This is a genomic window from Variovorax sp. GW821-FHT09B01 (assembly GCF_059418345.1).
In genome coordinates this window covers 1,375,800-1,391,676 of sequence record NZ_JBWKPQ010000001.1, presented here as the reverse complement: position 1 = coordinate 1,391,676, position 15,877 = coordinate 1,375,800, and the positions used below count along the sequence as shown (strand labels likewise).

Here is a 15,877-nt window from a genome sequence, read left to right as displayed (position 1 = left end):
TCGTGGCGCGTCGATGCACGCAGCGGCCGCAAGGCCACCTGCTTAACATCCGCCCATGTCGAAGTTGCAGATACGAATCGACCGCGCGGCGCACGAGCCGGTCAGCGAACAGATCGCCGCGGGCCTGCGCGCGGCCATCCGAGAAGGCCGCCTCGCGCCGCGCGCGCGGCTGCCGTCGTGGCGCGACCTGGCCTCGCAGCTCGGCGTGGCGCGCGGCACGGTGAGCGCGGCCTACGAGCGGCTGCTCGATGCGCAGCTGATCGTCTCGCTGGGCGCGGCCGGCACCTTCGTCGCCGAGCACCTGCCGCCGTCGTCGCGTCCGCGCGAGGCCGTGGCGGTTCCATCTGCGCCTGTCGGCAGCATCCCGAGTTTTCCTGGCCGCTCGGGCATCTTCCAGATGGCGAACCCGGCGCAGGACCTGTTCCCGGCCAAGGTCTGGGCGCGGATCATGACCGGCGCGGTGCGCGCCACCTCGCATGCGCGGCAGATCAATCCCGATCCGCGCGGCGAGCTCGCGCTGCGCAGCGAGATCGCGGCCTACCTCTCGCTCGCGCGCGGGCTGCCGTGCACGGCAGCGCAGGTCTTCGTCACCACCGGCTATGCCGGTTCGCTCTCGCTCGCGGTGCAGGCGCTCGGGCTGCGCGGCAGCTCGGCCTGGACCGAGGACCCCGGCTATCCCACCACGCGCCGCTGCCTGCAGGCGCTCGGCGTGGAGCCGGTGCCGGTGCCGGTCGATGCCGAAGGCCTGGTGGTCGACGAGGGCGTGGCACGCGCGCCCGATGCGGCGCTGGCCGTGGTCACCGCGGGGCAGCAGGCACCGCTCGGCGTGGCGCTGTCGGCGCGGCGGCGGCAGGCGATCCTGGCCTGGGCCGAGCGCGCGCGGGCCTGGGTGGTCGAGGACGACTACCTCGGCGAGCTGCAGCTCGGCGCCCGCGCCGCGCCCTCGCTCGTGGCCGCGGGCGACGGCGCGCGCGTGCTGCACGTGGGCACCTTCAGCAAGACCATCAGCCCGATGCTGCGGCTCGGCTTCCTGGTCGTGCCGGCGGACCAGGTCGAGCGCTTCGCGCGCCATGCGGCGGTGGTACCGCCGGCGCCGGCGCCGCTGGTGCAACTGGCGGTGGCGGCCTTCCTGCGCGACGGCCATTTCCTGCGCCACCTGCGCCGCACCCGGCAGGTCTATGCGCAGCGGCGCGCGGCGCTGGTCGCCTGCCTCGATGCCGCATCGGCCACCTACATCGCCGCGGGCCTGACCGTGCTGCTGCGCCTCGCGCCGGGCGTGTCGGACCTGGCGCTGGCGCAATCGCTCGCGGCGCACGGCCTGACGCCGGTGCCGCTGTCGCCGTGGTTCGCGCAGCCCGGGCCCGAGAACACGGGGCTGCTGCTCGGCGTGGCGGACCTGCGCGTGGAGATCGCGGCCGAGACCTGCGCGCGGCTGCTGGCGCTGGTGCGGCAAGGCTGAGTGCGCCTCGTGGTGGGCCGCGATGGTCCATCCGATCCACCGATTCTTGGCACTGTGCGCCGGACCATCGGCTGCCTAAGCTGGAGGCTCCAAAGCATCCGTCTCCGAGAAAGAACGCCATGAGCGAAAGAATTTTCCTGGCCGGCGCCACCGGCGCCATCGGCTCGGCCCTGATCCCGCTGCTGCGCGAGGCCGGCTACGAAGTGCACGGCAGCACCCGCCAGCCCGAGCGCGCCGCGGCGCTCGAGGCCCAGGGCGTGACGCCGGTGCTGGTCGACGTGTTCGATGCGCAAGCGCTGAAGGCCGCGCTGGTGCGCATCGCGCCGCACGGCGTGATCCACCAGCTCACCGACCTGCCGCGCGGCCTCGATCCCGCGCGCATGGCCGAGGCCACGGCGCGCAACGCCCGCGTGCGCACCGAGGGCACGCGCAACCTGGTCGAGGCCGCGCGCGCCGCCGGCGCGGTGCGCATGGTGGCGCAGAGCATCGCCTGGGCCTACGCGCCGGGACCCAAGCCGCATGCGGAAGCGCAGCCGCTCGACACCGAGGCCGAAGGCGCGCGCCGCATCAGCGTGGGCGGCGTGGTGGCGCTCGAGCAGGCCGTGCTTCAGGCACCGGGCATCACCGGCACCGTGCTGCGCTACGGCCAGCTCTACGGCCCGGGCACCGGCGCCGACGAGCCCAAGGGTACGAGCCCCGTGCACGTGGAAGCGGCCGCCTGGGCCGCACTGCTGGCCTGGCGCCATTCGGCCGGTGGCGTCTTCAACATCGCCGAGGACAACCCCGAGGTCGACAGCGGCAAGGCGCGGCGCCTGCTGGGCTGGACCCCGTCGATGCGTCTGGGTGCGGAGGCGAGGTCGTGAGCATCGCGGTCCGGTCATGGCCGCGCGCGCCGCGGCATGCGGTCGCGCTGTCGCTCGCGGCGCTCGCCCTCGGCGCGGCCGCGTGGGCCCTGGTGCCGCATACGGGCAAGCAGGCCACCGTCGCATGGCTCGACGACCTCTGCAGCAGCGTGACGCGCCCGATGTTCGCCTCGGCACCCGCGCCCGAGGGCAGCGCCGCGCGACCGCAGACCACCGTGCGGCCGCTGTCGTGCGAGCCGCTGCCGAACGTGCCGGGCAAGTCCATCACCACCGCCATGGTCGAGTTTCCGCCGCTGGCCTACACCCCCGCGCACCGGCACCCGGGCTCGGTGCAGGCCGTGGTGGTCAGCGGCACCGTGCGCTCGCAGATGGCGGGCGGGCCCGCGGTCGACTACCAGGCCGGCCAGACCTGGTTCGAGCCGCCGCGTGCGCTGCATCTGTTCGCGGAGAACCCCGATCCGGTGAAGCCGGCGTCGCTGATCGCGACCTTCATTGCGGATTCGGATTGCGGGCCGTTGGTGTTGCCGCCTTGAGGTCCGTGGTGGTCCGGGCCACTGGAACGGCCCTGGCCTGCGCGCGCTGCGCGAACCAGATGCTGCAGATCACCAGGGCCAGGCCCGCGATCTGCGCCGGCGTCAGCGTCTGCCCCAGGAACGCCGCGCCGAGCACCACGGCCGTCAGCGGGCTGAGGAAGCCGAGCGAGGACACGACCGAACTGTCGAGCCGCGCGATGCCCCTGAACCACAGGATGTAGGTCAGCGCCGCGCCGACCAGGCCCAGCCAGGCCAGGCCGATCAGGTTGGCGGCCGTGAGCGTCGGCAGCGCCGGGTCGAGCGCCAGCGACAGCGGCACCAGCAGCAGGCCGCCCGCCGTCAATTGCCAGGCGGTGGCCGTGAGCAGCGGCACCGGCGGCTGCCAGCGGCGGCCCAGCACCGTGCCGCAGGCCATGGAGGCGGCGCCCGCGAAGCCGGCGGCGATGCCGATGGTGTCGAGGGCCGCATTCGGCGTCAGCACCATCAGCGCGACACCGCAGAGTCCGACCAGCGCCGCGAGCACTGCCAGGAGTCGGATCGGGCTGCCCAGCAGCACGCTGGCCAGCACGATCACCAGCAGCGGCTGCACCGCGCCCACCGTTGCCGCCACGCCGCCCGGAAGCCGGTAGGCGGAGACGAACAGCATCGCCCAGAAGAGCGAGAAGTTGAGCGCACCCAGCACGAAGATGCGCAGCCACCAGATGCCGCGGGGCAGTTGCCGCACGAAGAGCAGCAACAGCAGGCCGGCGGGGAGCGCACGCAGCACCGCGACCGTGAGCGGCGACAGGCCCGGCAGCAGCTCGGTCGTGACGATGTAGGTGCTGCCCCAGATGGCCGGTGCGATGGCGGTGAGCAGCAGGTCGCGGACGCGGGCCTTCACAGGATGTCGAGCACTTCGGCGAGCGGGCGGCGCGGCTTCTGCGGCCAGTTGCCGGGCGCGGCCCGTCCGACCGCCACCAGCAGCACCGGCACCTCGTTCGGCCGCAGTCCGAATTCGCGGCGCACGCCCTCGGGGTCGAACCCGACCATCGGACCCGACACCAGTCCCAGCGCCTCGGCGGCATGGATCAGCGTGGCCGCGCCGAAGGTGGCGCTGCGCACGGCTTCGTCGCGCGCGGTGGTGGGGTCCCGGTATTGCAGCCGCGCGCCTTCGCGCCAGCCGGCCACCGTGTGCGCCGACATGAGGCCGGTCTCGACGAAGGGCCCGAGCCTTTCGGCGAGCGTGTCGTGATCGGGCAGCAGGCCGCAGACGATGAAGGTGACGGCGGCCTCGGTGACCTTGGGCTGGTCCTGGGCGACACGCCGCAGCCGCGCCTTGGTCTGCGGCGTGCGCACGGCAATGAAGCGCCAGTTCTGCAGGTGATAGGCGGTCGGGGCTCGGGTGGCGAGCCGGACCAGTTCTTCGATCTCCGCGCCTTGCAGCACGTGCGCGGGATCGAAGCGATTGGCGGAGACGCGTTGTTCGATCAGGGCCAGGGTCGGGTGGTTCTTCATGGTGTCGGGGTCGATGTCTGATGGGAGCGGGTCAGGCGCCCGCGGCCTGGCCGTCGAGCTGCGCGGCCAGGGTGTCAAGCAGTTCGCGCCAGCCGCCTTCGCGATCGGCCGGGTCGTCGACGCCGTCGAGAAAGGCGCCGTGCTCGGTGTAGACGAGCCGCGTGCCCAGGCCCCGGGCTTCGAACTCGATGCAGACCAGCGACGCCGAGACGCGCTTGCCGCCGAGGGTCATCGTGTAGCCGAGCACGATGCGCTGGTTCGGCACGATCTCGTGATAGACGGTCTCGTTGCTCACGGGCGGCCCGTCGCCGAAACGCGAGCGGCTGCGTTCGCTGCCGCCTTCCACGAAGCGGGACGTGAACTCCTCGGTGGTCCAGCCCTCGGCGTCGATGAACCAGCGGCGCTTGATGGCCGGGTCGGCGAAGGCTTCGAAGACGCGTCGCGGAGGAGCGCGGTAGTCGCGCTCGATGACGAAGTGGGCGTGGTGGATGGATCGCTGGGTCATGAAAGGTCCTGGGTCTTGCCGTTGCGCGGGGCGTTGTCGTCGTTGTTGTTGTTGTTCCTGTTGTTGTCGTGGTTCTCGATCGCCTGTCTTTGCATCGCGATCTCGGTGTCCTGATGGAGGGTGTTCTGGCCGGCGGCAATCAGCCAGCCCTCGCCCTGCCTGCGCATCACGTAGAGAGGCCTGCCTTCCGTGCGCCCTTCGAGAAAGGCTCCGGCGGCGTCGACGGCGCGCTGGCGCACGTTGACGACCGCCACGTCGTCGCCGAGGAAGGTGATGTGCTGCGCCTCGTACACGGCGTATTCGCCGCCGGCCGCGAACAGCGGCAGCATGCTGGCCATGAAGGCATGGATCTGCGTCCAGCCGGTCAGCCGCCGTCCGAATGCGGTGACCCACACGGCTTCCGGTGCGATCAGGCGGGCGAAGCCTTCGGTATCGCAGCTGCGTTGCATCGCCTCGACCTGCGCGACGACGCCGACGATGGCCTCGATGTCCTGGCGGCGCTCGCGCGGCGATGCGCCGGCCTGGGCAATGGTTGGGTGGGCGTCGGGCCTCATGCCGCGTCCCCTGGCAGCGTGGCCTCGAGCGAGAAGCTGCCGATGCCGACCGGCGCGCGCCCCTGCACGGCGTCGATGACGGCCGCCGCGCCCGCGCTGCTGAAGCCGCCATAGAGCTCAATCAGCCCGATGCCATCGGCCGCCAGCGTTCGCGCGACGCGGGCCGCGGTCGCTTCGTCGGGCACCGGCACGAAATGCGTGCGCTGGCGCAGCACGTCCTTCGTGAAGCGGTCGCGGTCCGGATCCGCATCGGGCTCGAGCAGGATGAAGGCGGCCGGCGGTGGCGAGCCATCGGCGGAGGCCTCGGCGAAGCGCGCGGCCAGCGCCAGCGACTCGACGCCGAACATCACGGACCCGACCTGCACGCCCGGGCCCGCGGCTGCAGCGACCAGCGGGCGCCAGCGGGGCGAGACCCCGCCGCAGAGCTCGATGAGCCGCACGCCCTCGCGCGCCAGGTCCACGGCAACGTCGAGCAGTTCGCCGGGGTGGCCGACGGCCACGATGGCCATGTCTTTTCGATCGAAGCGATCCCGTGCGGGGTTCGCGCCGGCGGCTTCATAGACCAGGGCTTTCTTCATGGTCCTTGTCTTGGGGAGTGGATGCATGGCCGAGATGCTCCCGCAAGAGATTGATCTGCACAATTGATAAAATTCAGATCAAACCGATCATGTAAAGCGATCATGCTTGACGCCCTCACCCTCGATCAGCTGCGCGTCTTCGTCTCGATTGCCGACAAGGGATCGTTTCGCGCGGCCGCCAGGTCGCTGGGGCGCGCGCAGTCCGGCCTCAGCAGTGCCATCGCCAATCTCGAATCCGAATTGCGTCTGCCCGTGTTCGACCGGTCGCAGCACCGCCCGGTGCTCACCGAGGCCGGCAAGACGCTGCTCGGCGAGGCCCGGACGCTGCTGATCAAGGCCGATGCCTTTCGCGCCCGTGCCAACAGCTTCAGCCAGGGTGTAGAGGCTGAGCTCCGGGTGGCCTTCGATCCGTTGCTGCCGTTGCCGCGCGTGGCCGGCGTCATCCACCGCTTCCATGCCGAGTTCCAGAGCGTGCGGCTGGAACTCGAAACCACGCCCATGACGACGACGCTGGCCAAGGTCCTCGAGGGCGATTGCGATCTCGGGCTGACCGCGTCGGACGAACAGGACGCGCGCATTGCGTCCGAGGCGATCGGCGACATCGCGGGCATGGTGGCCGTGTGCCACCCGGACCATGCGCTGGCGCCGACGGAAGCAAAGACCCGGTGGACGACGGTCGATCTTTCCGATCACCTGCAGATCGTGGTTGCCGATCCCTCGATGCGTTCACAGGGACGGAACTTCGGCGTGCTGTCGCAGAAGACCTACCGGGTCAGCGACATCGCGACCAAGCATGCGCTGATCCTGGCCGGCGTCGGCTGGGGCAACCTGCCGCAATGGATGGTGAAGGACGACATCGCGGCGCGGCGGCTCGCACCGGTGCGCCTGGCCATGCACGGCGCGCAGAAGCCCAAGCCCTTGCCGATCTACCTGGTGCGGCGCATCGATCGGCAGTTCGGGCCCGCGGCTTCGGGGCTCAGCCGCTTGCTGTCGGAGGAGTTTCTCTGATCGCTCCGCCCGTTCAGCGCTTGCGCTCCCGCACCAGAATCACCACCCCCGAAATCAAAAAGTACACCGCCCCCACCGCCGCATACCCCGCCAGCGTCTGCGGAATCGGCGCATCGGTGCCTTGCCGCGAGATGAAGAGCCCGCCCGCCAGCGCGGATTGCGCGCCGCTGAGCATCATCACCCACTGGCCGCGTTCGGCCTTGCGGCGGCGGATGGCTGTGGCCAGTTGCAGCAGGCCCGACACGATGGCCCAGACGCCGAAGATCAGCAGCACGACCTGCCATCCGGCCACGAGCGAGGCCGCGACCGCGAGCGCGACCAGGGTGCTCATCCAGAGGTTGAGCATCTGCGTGGGGTTGGCCTGCGCGCCGCCGCTCATCCGGGCGTCCCACAGGTTGGCGAAGGCGTCCCAGGCGGGGTAGACGATCAGCAGCACGGTGGCCAGCGCGGGCGACTGCCTGGCGACGGTGAAGGCCAGCGCGACCCAGGCGAAGGAGAAGGCGGCGCGGGTGAAATAGAGCTTGCGCAGCCAGGCGGCGCGCGGGGATGGGTTTTGCAGGATGTCGGACATGAGGAAGAGGCGGTGGAGGCCGCGAGTGAAAAGGGACTGCCCATCGGGCGGTGGGGATGCCACGATTCTTCCGAGCCACCCCCGCGGCCGGTATCGGTCGAATGACGGACACGCGCAAAATGGGCCATGTCCGACGACACGACCATCCCCGTTTTCGACGCCGTCCGCGCGCTGGCCTTCATCGGCGACCTGAGCATGGGCCAGCCGATCGACCATTCGCTGCGCACGGCCTGGCTCGCGGGCAGGATCGCCGCGCGGGCCGGCTGCACCGCGCCGCAGATCGAGGCGGCGCGCCATGCCGCGCTGTTGCGCTGGTCGGGCTGCACGGCCAACGCGCAGGAGTTCGCCGACTTCCTCGACGACGACGTCGAGGGCCGCCGGGCCCTGCTCGCATCGTCGGCACCGCGCATGCGACAGCCCCACGACAGCGCGCCGGTGCCCGGTGCCGTGCTCGCCATGGCCGAGATCCACTGCGAGATCGCGGGCGACATCGCCCACACGCTGGGGCTGAGCCACGACACCGAAGCCACGCTGCGCGCGGTGTTCGAGGCCTACGACGGCAGCGGCGTGCCGGGCCTGCTGCGCGGCGAGGCGGTGCCGTTCTCGACCTACGTGGTGGCATTGGCCAGCGACCTCGAGATCTTCGGTCGCCTGTACGGCATCGAGCAGGCGCTCGCGCTGGTGCGCGGCCGTGCCGACAGCCTCTATCCGGCCGCGCTGCTCGACGCCAGCGCGTCCGATCTCGCGGCCTGGATGCAGGCGCTCGATGCACCCGCCGCGCCATGGGCCGAGGCGGCGGAACAGCCGGACTCGATGCGCCGGCCCATGGGGCTGGAACTGGTCGGCGACGTGATCGACCTCAAGCTGCCGTGGATGACGGGCTACTCACGCCGCGTGGCCAGCCTGGCGCGCGACTGCGGGGCGCGCATGGGGCTGGATGAAGCCGGCTGTGGCCGTGCCTACAAGGCGGGGCTGATCCACGGCATCGGACGCGCCTCGGTGCCCAATGCGATCTGGAACGCGCCCGGGCCGCTGCAGGCCTCGGCGCTGGAGCGCGTGCGACTCGTGCCGTACTGGACCTCGCGCGCCGCCGGGCAGATCGACGGCCTCGCGGCCGAGGCGGAGATCGCGTCCTTCGCCTTCGAGCGGCGCGATGGCTCGGGCCATTTCCGTGGCCGCTCGGGTGCGGCCATGCCGCTGGAAGGGCAGGTCGTCGCAGCGGCCGAACAGTGGTGGTCGCATTGCACGCGCCGGCCGTGGCGCGATGCGCTGACGCGGGAACAGGCGACCGAGCGCATGAAGGAAGACGCCGCGGCCGGCCGCTTCGACGCGGCCGTGGTCGAGGCACTGTGCGCCAGCACGCTGCCGGGCGCGGTGCCGCCGAAGCCCGCGGCGCCGGCGCAGGACGATGCATCGCTGTCCCAGCGCGAGCTCGAGGTGCTGCGCTGCATCAGCCAGGGCGACAACACCAAGGAGGTGGCGCGCGCGCTGGGCATCAGTCCCAGCACGGTGCGCACGCACGTGGAGCGCGTATTCCAGAAGCTGGGATGCACGACGCGCGCGGCCGCGACGCTGAAGGCGGCGACGCGGGGGCTGATCTAGCGACGGATCGTCCGGTCCTCAGAGCATGACGTCGCCCCCGTTCGGCGACAAGGTCTGCCCCACGTAGAACGCGCCCGCTTCCGACGCCAGCAGCAGCGCGGTCGGTGCGATCTCGTCCACCTCGCCGAACCGGCCGACCGGCAGCTGGCTCTTCTTGAATGCCAGCCATTGCTCGCTGTGATTGCGCAACAGATCGGTGTCCACGGGACCCGGCGCGATGGCATTGACCAGCACGCCGCGCGGGGCGCCCTCATAGGCCAGCGCACGCGTGAACCCGACGACGCCGGCCTTGGCCGCGCAGTAGTGCGCGAGGCCGGGCGCGCCCTTGTAGGCGAGCTGCGAGGCGACATTGATCACGCGTCCCCATTGGCGCGAGGTCATGCCCGCGAAAAAGGCCCGCGTCACCAGCATCGTGCCGCGCAGGTTCACGCCCACGGTCAGGTCCCAGTCGCGCTCGTCGGTCGACTCGAAGGGCCGGTCGCCGCCGCCGACGCCCGCAGAATTGACGACGATGTCGACCTGTCCGAGCCGCTGCGTGACCCATTCGGCGAACCGGTCGACGGCAGCGGGATTGGAGACATCGCATTCGGTGCAATGAAGCGTGTGTCCCCTGGCCGCCATCCGCTCGCGCAGCGAGCCGGCATTGGCCTCATCGCCCAGATGGCAGATGGCGACCTCGGCACCATGTTCGAGGAACAGCTCGGCGATGGCTCCGCCGATGCCGCGGCTGCCTCCTGTGACGACGGCCTTGCGGCCGGAAAGATCGAACGGGCTCTTCACGATTCGGCTCCCTGGGTTGCAGGCGCCGGATGCACGTGGCGCCAGTGCCTGGCGATGTCGATGCGCCGCGTCACCCAGACGTCGGGGAACTGGCGGATGTAGTCGAGGAACCGTTCCAAAGCCGCGGCGCGCGCGGGATGGCCGACGAGCCTCATGTGCAGGCCGACGGACATCATCTTGGGCTGGGTCCGGCCTTCCTTGTAGAGCATGTCGAAGGCATCCTTGAGGAAGCCGTACCAGTCGTTGCCGGTGCTGACGCCCGCTGCGAACTGGCCGTCGTTGTTGGTCAGCGAGTAGGGAACCACCAGGTGCGGCTTGCCGTCGACCCGCGTCCAGAACGGCAGCTCGTCGCCGTAGTAGTCCGAGTCGTAGAGAAAGCCGCCTTCCTCGACCAGAAGCTGGCGCGTATGGACGCTCGGTGCGTAGCGGCAGTACCAGCCCTGCGGGCGCTCGCCGATCGAATGGGTCAGGGACTCGACGGCGCGACGGATGTGCTCGCGCTCTTCGTCCTGCGACAACCGATAGTGCTGGATCCAGCGCCATCCGTGCGAGCACACGTCGAAGCCCGACGCCTTGATGGCATCGCAGGCCTCGGGATTGCGTTCGAGCGCCAGCGCGCAACCGAAGATCGTGGCGGGCAGCGAACGCTCCTGCAGCAGCCGCATGACCCGCCAGAAACCCACCCGGCTCCCGTACTCGAAGAGCCCCTCGGCGGCGAGGTCTCGCCCCTCGAGGTTGGCCAGGCCGTGGCTTTCGGTGAACCAGGTCTCGGTGAGGCCTTCGCCGTCGTGGACGGAGGGCTCGGACCCTTCCTCGTAGTTGAGGACGAAGTTGAGGGCGAGCCGGGCGCCGCCTGGCCACTTCGGATCGGGAGGATTGCGGCCATAGCCGACGAAGTCTCTTTGAAGGTGGATCACGATCAAGCCTCTTTCAGGATCTTGGACAAATCGATGGTCGTCGGCTCGACGTCGACGAAGGTCTCGTCGCCTTCGGTCCCGTCGCGCCACATGAAGATGGCATGCGTCGATCGCCTGTCGAGCACATGCAGACCGAGGTGCCAGACGCCCGGACGGAAGGTGATGCCCTGCGACGGGCCGGCGATGAAGGCGAGCGCCTGCTGCATGTCGGGGCGGCCGAGCGCGTCGGGCGCCACGACCACCAGCCAGCGGCCGGCGCTCATGGGGATGAACGACTGGGACGAGTGCGGGTGGCATTCGAGGCTGCTGAATGCGAGCACGCTCTCGCGCACCGGATCGTTCGTGACCAGGGACAGCGAAGCGTTCGCGTGCGATCGACGAGAGGCCAGTTCCGCGTCGAAATAGTCCCGCCGAGGCAGGGCAGGCGCCTCGATGACGCGTCCGAAGGGCGCGAACTCGGCTTGCGAGAGAGGGCGCGGCTCGATCTCGATCATGGCCGGCCACTCCGGCGTGCCTCGATCCACTCGGCGTACGAGCGGATGCCCTGTTCGAGCGAGACCCGGGGCTCGTAGCCGAGGTCGCGCCGTGCGGCCTCGATGCTGAACTGCTCCTGGAACTCGTCCACCGGGTCCGGCCCGGGCTGCAACACGATGTCGGCTGTCGGAAAGACATGGCGCACCAGCTGCGCGAGCTCGCCCAGCGTCACGCGCGTGTCGCCCGTGACGTTGTAGGTCGTCCTGGGCAGGGATTCGGCATCGAGCGCCTGGAGCAGGCCGTCCACGGCGTCGTCGACATGGATGAATTGCCGGGGGAAGTCCGCGCCGAACGCCATGCGCGTGGGCCGCGCGGCGAGCGCGTCCTCGATCATGGTGCGGACCACGCAGTCCGTCGTCCTGCCAGGTCCATACACCCACGAGAGGCGGACGCTGGCCGCGGACAGGCCGTACTGCTGCGCATAGGAGGTCGTGATGTATTCGGACGCGACCTTGCTCGCGCCATACAGGCTCGCGGGTTGCAGCAGGCAATCCTCAGCGATCGGGCCTGGCGATCGAACGACGCCATAGGCGCTGGTCGACGAGCAGTAGACGAAGCGCCGGGCCTCGTGAACGCGCGCCAGCTCGAGCATGTTGGCGGTGCCGACGATGTTCACCTGCACCATCGCGTGTGGCGTATCGCGGGCCACCATGGGCCCGGAGAACGCCCCGCAATGAACGACCGAGTCGATCCCCTCCCGCGTGAGCGCGTACATGCGGTGCACGTCGACTAGATCGCAGCCGACGATCTCGATGCCGTCCTCGGTGACCGACGCGGTTCGGTCCAGCGCGATGAAGGCGCGTTGCCGGTCGGCCAGTCGGCGCGCGAGCGTGCGGCCGACCAGGCCCGCGGCGCCGGTGACCAGCACCGGCTTGGTGGTTGTTCGATCGAATGTCATGGGGCCTCGGCAGTCTCCAGGGTCAGGGTGGCAACCGGTTCCTTCGCCTCGATGGGAAGCTCGGCTTCCAGCAGCTTGCGCGTGTAGGCCTCCTTCGGATGCGAGAAGATCTGTTCGGTCGGGCCTTGCTCGACGATCTTCCCGTGGCGCATCACGGCGACGTAGTGGGCCAGCGAGCGCACGGAGTTCAGGTCATGGGTGATGAACAGCGCGGACAGCCCCATGCGCTTTTGCAGATCGCGCACCAGGTCGATGATCTGGGCGCGAACGCGAATGTCCAGCGCGGTCGTCGGTTCGTCGAAGATGACGAAATCGGGCCGCACGGCCAGTGCGCGCGCGATGCCGACGCGCTTCTGCTCGCCGGCCGTCAGTTCGTGCGGGTAGGCGTTCGCCTTCGCGCTGGCGATGCCGACCAGGTCGAGCAACTCCATCACGCGGGCGTCGCGCCCGGTTCGCGACAGGGCCTCCCCGAGCTTCAGCGGCTCCGCCACCAGTTCGCGCACGCGCCATCGCGGGTTCAAGGCGACGTAGGGCTCCTGGAACACCATCTGCATGCGCCGGCGAACCGTTCGGAACGCCTTGTCCGAGAGCGCCAGCGTTTCCTGGCCGTCGAAGCGGATCGAGCCCGAGTCGGAGGCCAGCAGCCGGACCAGGCATTGGCCCATCGTCGTCTTGCCGGAGCCGCTCTCGCCCACGAGGGCGAGGGTCTCGCCGCGCGCGATGGTCAGCGACACATGGTCGACGGCGCGCACCACGTCGGAGGAACCGTCGACATGGAAGGTCTTGACCAGGTCCGTGACCTCGAGCAGGGGCTGCCCGCTGCGCGAGCCCGCGCTCGCGGAAGCGTCGGGAACCATCGGAAGCGGACGCACCTTGGCCGCTTCGAGCAGCTCGCGGCTGTAGGGATGCCGCGGACCCTGCGTGAGGAACGAGTGCACGCTCTCGAGTTCGAGCAGCTCGCCGGACTTCATGATGCCCACGCGGTCGCAGTACGCGGCGACCATGCCCAGGTCATGGGTGATGAGCACCACGGCGAGACCGAGCTCGCGGCCCTTCTGGACCAGCAGGTCGAGCACCTGCAGCTGGATCGTGGCATCGAGCCCCAGCGTGGCGTCGTCCGCGAGCAGGACCTTCGGTTGCGCGATCAGTGCCATCGCGATGACGACCCGCTGCGCCATGCCGCCCGACAGCTCATGCGGGTAGGCATGGGCGCGGCGCTCCGGATTGACGATGCCGACCTGCTCGAACAGGGCGATGGCCTCGCGCCAGGCCTGCGCCTTGTCGATGCCGCGGTGGGCGCGAAGCACGCGGGCGATCTGCTCTCCCACCTTGACGACGGGGTCGAGCAGCGACTTCGCGTTCGTGCCGATCAGGGCGACTTCGCCACCGCGGAGTCCGCGCTTCTGCGCCTCCGTCATGCGGGAGACCGATTGGCCGCGAACGAGGACCTCGCCGTCGAGGATGCGGCCGTCGCCCGGCAGCATGTCGATGATGGCGCGTGCCAGCAGCGACTTTCCCGCGCCCGTTTCTCCGACGATGCCGAGGATCTCTCCCGGCCGCAAGCTGAAGCTCACGCCGCGCAGGGCAGGGGAGGCCTGTGCATCGGAGAAACCGACGCTGAGGTTGCGAACCTCGAGCAACGCGTCTGCGACCTGGTTCATGGAGCGCTCCTCGTCTGGGGATCGAACATCTGCTTGGCTGCATCGCCCAGCAGCGCGAATGTCAGCACGGAAAAGACGATGGCCAGGCCCGGGAAGAGCGCGACCCACCACACGCCGAGGATCATCTGCTGCGCGCCGTTGCTCACCATGAGCCCCCATTCGGGCGTGGGCATCCGCACGCCCGCGCCGACGAAGGACAGCCCGGCGGTCAGCAGGATCGCCATCCCGATGCTGATGGAGATCTGGACGATGGCCGGGGTCAGGGCGTTCGGCAGGATGTGCTGGAACATGATGGCGCCGTCGGTCGCGCCGCTGCAGCGCGCCGCGGCGATGAAGGGCCGGTCGCGCAGCGAAAGAACCTCGGCGCGGATCAGGCGCGCGAACACCGGCGTGAAGAGCACGGCCAGGACGATGGCGACGTTCCAGATCTCCTGGCCCATGACCGAGACCAGCACCATCCCCAGCACGAAGACGGGAAAGGACTGGACGAAGTCGAAGATGCGCATCGCGAAGGAACTCGCCCAGCCCTTGTAGTAGCCGATGGCCAGCCCGATCGGCACCCCGATGACGAAGGCGATGGCCACCGCGGTCACGCTGATGAGCAGGTTGATGCGCGTCGCGAAGATCACGCGCGAGAAGATGTCCATGCCGGACACGTCGGTGCCGAACAGGTGCGCGAAGGACGGCGACTTCAAGGCATTGATCGGGTCCGCGTCGACCGGGGAATACGGCGCGATCCAGGGGGCGAACACGATCGCGAGGAACTGCATGGCCAGCAGCGAGAGTCCGATGGCCAGGGTCAGCTTCGCGCCACGCCGGTGGGCGGCAGCCATGATCTTCATACTTCGATCCTCGGGTCGGCGATGCCGTAGAGAACGTCCACCACGGTGTAGACGATCAGGATGAATGCGGCGGCGACGAGCACGAAGCCCTGGAGCGCCGGGTAGTCGCTGTTCATGACCGCGGAGACGGCGTACTGGCCGAGTCCGCCCCACGCGAAGATGGTTTCGACCAGGACGGCGGCTCCGAGCAGGAAGCCGAACAGGAAGCCGACCATCGTGATGATCGGCGGCAGGCTGTTGCGCAGTGCGCTCTTGATGAGCTGTCGCTCCGACAGGCCGCTCGCGCGCGCATGGCGGATGTATTCGCTGCGGTAGTTGTCGGCGAACACGATCTGGGTCATCTTCATCAGCGCCCCGGCATTCACGATCGCGAGGGTCAGCACCGGCAGGCACAGGCGCCCCACGGCCGAGGCGAAGGCCGCCGTGTCGCCGGCCAGCAGGGTGTCGATCGTCAGGAAGCCGGTGACCGCGGGCGGCGCCGACATGATGGCGTCGATGCGTCCGAACGGCGCGGGTGCGATGCCGGCGACATAGAACAGAAAGTAGATCAGCAGCAGGCCGACCCAGAAGTCCGGCACCGCGCCCGCGGCCAGGCCATAGACCTTGCTGAAGCGGCTCACGAATCCCCGGGGCTTGACGACCGAGACGACCGCCAGCGACAGGCTGACGACGATGGTCAGCAGCATGGCGTAGGTGATCAGCTCCAGCGTGGCGGGCACGCGATCGAGCAGGTCCACCGCCACGGGATTGGCGGTGAACATGGACGTGCCCAGGTCGCCGTGCACCACGGTGGAGAGATAGCTCGTGAACTGCGACCACAGGCTGCCGTTCAGGCCCAGCCTTTCGCGCAGGTTGGCGATCTGCTCGGGCGTCGCCATGTTGCCGAGCATCAGCAGGGCCGGGTCGCCCGGCAGCAGCCGGATGAGCAGGAAGGTGGCAAGCAGCACGCCGAACATCTGCGGAATCAGAATGCTCAGCCTGGCCAGGACGATTCGAAGCGGTCGCGGTAGCGATCGCAGCGACGTGCGTAGCGTCATGTCTTTCCTTGTTGGATGGCTCGCGTGTGCCAGGGCGCCCG

18 protein-coding genes are annotated in these 15,877 nt (G+C 69.8%); 5 read left to right on the top strand and 13 right to left on the bottom strand.

From position 1 onward, the window contains the following. Nucleotides 1-55 precede the first annotated feature (55 nt). The 3 genes from pdxR (at nt 56) to AC07RV_RS06160 (ending at nt 2,855) form a co-directional block, all read left to right on the top strand. Entirely contained in the window at nt 56-1,459 is a 1,404-nt protein-coding gene (gene pdxR / locus AC07RV_RS06170; protein WP_296786508.1) for a MocR-like pyridoxine biosynthesis transcription factor PdxR, read from the top strand. 119 nt (nt 1,460-1,578) lie between these two features. Further along, on the top strand, nt 1,579-2,322 hold the full coding sequence (locus AC07RV_RS06165; RefSeq protein WP_296786504.1) for an NAD-dependent epimerase/dehydratase family protein: 744 nt from the start codon (nt 1,579-1,581) through the stop codon (nt 2,320-2,322). After that, on the top strand, nt 2,319-2,855 hold the full coding sequence (locus tag AC07RV_RS06160) for a cupin domain-containing protein (RefSeq protein ID WP_296786502.1): 537 nt from the start codon (nt 2,319-2,321) through the stop codon (nt 2,853-2,855). The genes AC07RV_RS06165 and AC07RV_RS06160 overlap by 4 nt, the downstream gene beginning before the upstream one ends. Here the strand turns inward: AC07RV_RS06160 and AC07RV_RS06155 are convergent. From AC07RV_RS06155 to AC07RV_RS06135, 5 genes are read right to left on the bottom strand one after another with little or no spacing between them, the layout of a single operon-like run. Further along, nucleotides 2,812-3,735 (bottom strand): EamA family transporter, encoded by a 924-nt coding sequence (locus AC07RV_RS06155; RefSeq protein ID WP_296786500.1) that lies wholly within the window; start codon nt 3,733-3,735, stop codon nt 2,812-2,814. The genes AC07RV_RS06160 and AC07RV_RS06155 overlap by 44 nt on opposite strands. Further along, nucleotides 3,732-4,349, bottom strand: a complete 618-nt coding sequence (locus AC07RV_RS06150; protein ID WP_296786496.1) for a nitroreductase family protein — start codon at nt 4,347-4,349, stop codon at nt 3,732-3,734. The genes AC07RV_RS06155 and AC07RV_RS06150 overlap by 4 nt, the downstream gene beginning before the upstream one ends. A 31-nt stretch (nt 4,350-4,380) precedes the next feature. Further along, nucleotides 4,381-4,854 carry an SRPBCC family protein gene (locus tag AC07RV_RS06145; protein ID WP_296786494.1) on the bottom strand — a complete coding sequence of 158 codons (474 nt, stop codon included), beginning with the start codon at nt 4,852-4,854 and terminating at the stop codon, nt 4,381-4,383. Beyond that, a complete protein-coding gene (locus AC07RV_RS06140) occupies nt 4,851-5,408 on the bottom strand; it encodes an SgcJ/EcaC family oxidoreductase (RefSeq protein ID WP_296786492.1) in 558 nt (185 codons plus the stop codon). Before AC07RV_RS06140 ends, AC07RV_RS06145 begins: the two co-directional genes overlap by 4 nt. Then, nucleotides 5,405-5,986 (bottom strand): DUF6506 family protein, encoded by a 582-nt coding sequence (locus AC07RV_RS06135; protein WP_296786490.1) that lies wholly within the window; start codon nt 5,984-5,986, stop codon nt 5,405-5,407. The genes AC07RV_RS06140 and AC07RV_RS06135 overlap by 4 nt, the downstream gene beginning before the upstream one ends. 102 nt (nt 5,987-6,088) lie before the next feature. Between AC07RV_RS06135 and AC07RV_RS06130 the strand changes: the two genes are divergently transcribed. Further along, nucleotides 6,089-6,994, top strand: a complete 906-nt coding sequence (locus AC07RV_RS06130) for a LysR family transcriptional regulator (protein ID WP_296786487.1) — start codon at nt 6,089-6,091, stop codon at nt 6,992-6,994. Nucleotides 6,995-7,007: 13 nt separating this feature from the next. Here AC07RV_RS06130 and AC07RV_RS06125 read toward each other — a convergent pair whose 3' ends face one another. Next, the gene (locus tag AC07RV_RS06125; protein ID WP_296786484.1) at nt 7,008-7,565 is read right to left on the bottom strand and encodes a DUF308 domain-containing protein; all 558 of its coding nucleotides are present in this window, start codon (nt 7,563-7,565) and stop codon (nt 7,008-7,010) included. Between the two features lie 126 nt (nt 7,566-7,691). On the opposite strand from AC07RV_RS06125, the gene AC07RV_RS06120 reads away from it, so the two are divergent. Continuing rightward, nucleotides 7,692-9,167 (top strand): HD domain-containing phosphohydrolase, encoded by a 1,476-nt coding sequence (locus tag AC07RV_RS06120; protein WP_296786481.1) that lies wholly within the window; start codon nt 7,692-7,694, stop codon nt 9,165-9,167. A gap of 18 nt (nt 9,168-9,185) precedes the next feature. Here the strand turns inward: AC07RV_RS06120 and AC07RV_RS06115 are convergent, their stop codons facing one another. The 7 genes from AC07RV_RS06115 to AC07RV_RS06085 are packed head-to-tail and all read right to left on the bottom strand — an operon-like array spanning nt 9,186 to nt 15,836. Then, a complete protein-coding gene (locus AC07RV_RS06115; protein WP_296786478.1) occupies nt 9,186-9,947 on the bottom strand; it encodes an SDR family NAD(P)-dependent oxidoreductase in 762 nt (253 codons plus the stop codon). After that, nucleotides 9,944-10,861 carry an allantoinase PuuE gene (locus AC07RV_RS06110; protein WP_296787044.1) on the bottom strand — a complete coding sequence of 306 codons (918 nt, stop codon included), beginning with the start codon at nt 10,859-10,861 and terminating at the stop codon, nt 9,944-9,946. The genes AC07RV_RS06115 and AC07RV_RS06110 overlap by 4 nt, the downstream gene beginning before the upstream one ends. 5 nt (nt 10,862-10,866) lie before the next feature. Next, nucleotides 10,867-11,358, bottom strand: coding sequence for an ureidoglycolate lyase (locus AC07RV_RS06105; RefSeq protein ID WP_296786475.1), 492 nt, complete (start codon nt 11,356-11,358; stop codon nt 10,867-10,869). After that, nucleotides 11,355-12,296, bottom strand: a complete 942-nt coding sequence (locus AC07RV_RS06100) for an NAD-dependent epimerase/dehydratase family protein (RefSeq protein ID WP_296786472.1) — start codon at nt 12,294-12,296, stop codon at nt 11,355-11,357. The genes AC07RV_RS06105 and AC07RV_RS06100 overlap by 4 nt, the downstream gene beginning before the upstream one ends. Then, a complete protein-coding gene (locus tag AC07RV_RS06095; protein WP_296786469.1) occupies nt 12,293-13,957 on the bottom strand; it encodes an ATP-binding cassette domain-containing protein in 1,665 nt (554 codons plus the stop codon). Before AC07RV_RS06095 ends, AC07RV_RS06100 begins: the two co-directional genes overlap by 4 nt. After that, nucleotides 13,954-14,799, bottom strand: coding sequence for an ABC transporter permease (locus AC07RV_RS06090; RefSeq protein WP_208510769.1), 846 nt, complete (start codon nt 14,797-14,799; stop codon nt 13,954-13,956). The genes AC07RV_RS06095 and AC07RV_RS06090 overlap by 4 nt, the downstream gene beginning before the upstream one ends. Next, on the bottom strand, nt 14,796-15,836 hold the full coding sequence (locus tag AC07RV_RS06085) for an ABC transporter permease (RefSeq protein WP_203206714.1): 1,041 nt from the start codon (nt 15,834-15,836) through the stop codon (nt 14,796-14,798). Before AC07RV_RS06085 ends, AC07RV_RS06090 begins: the two co-directional genes overlap by 4 nt. Between the last annotated feature and the right edge of the window lie 41 nt (nt 15,837-15,877).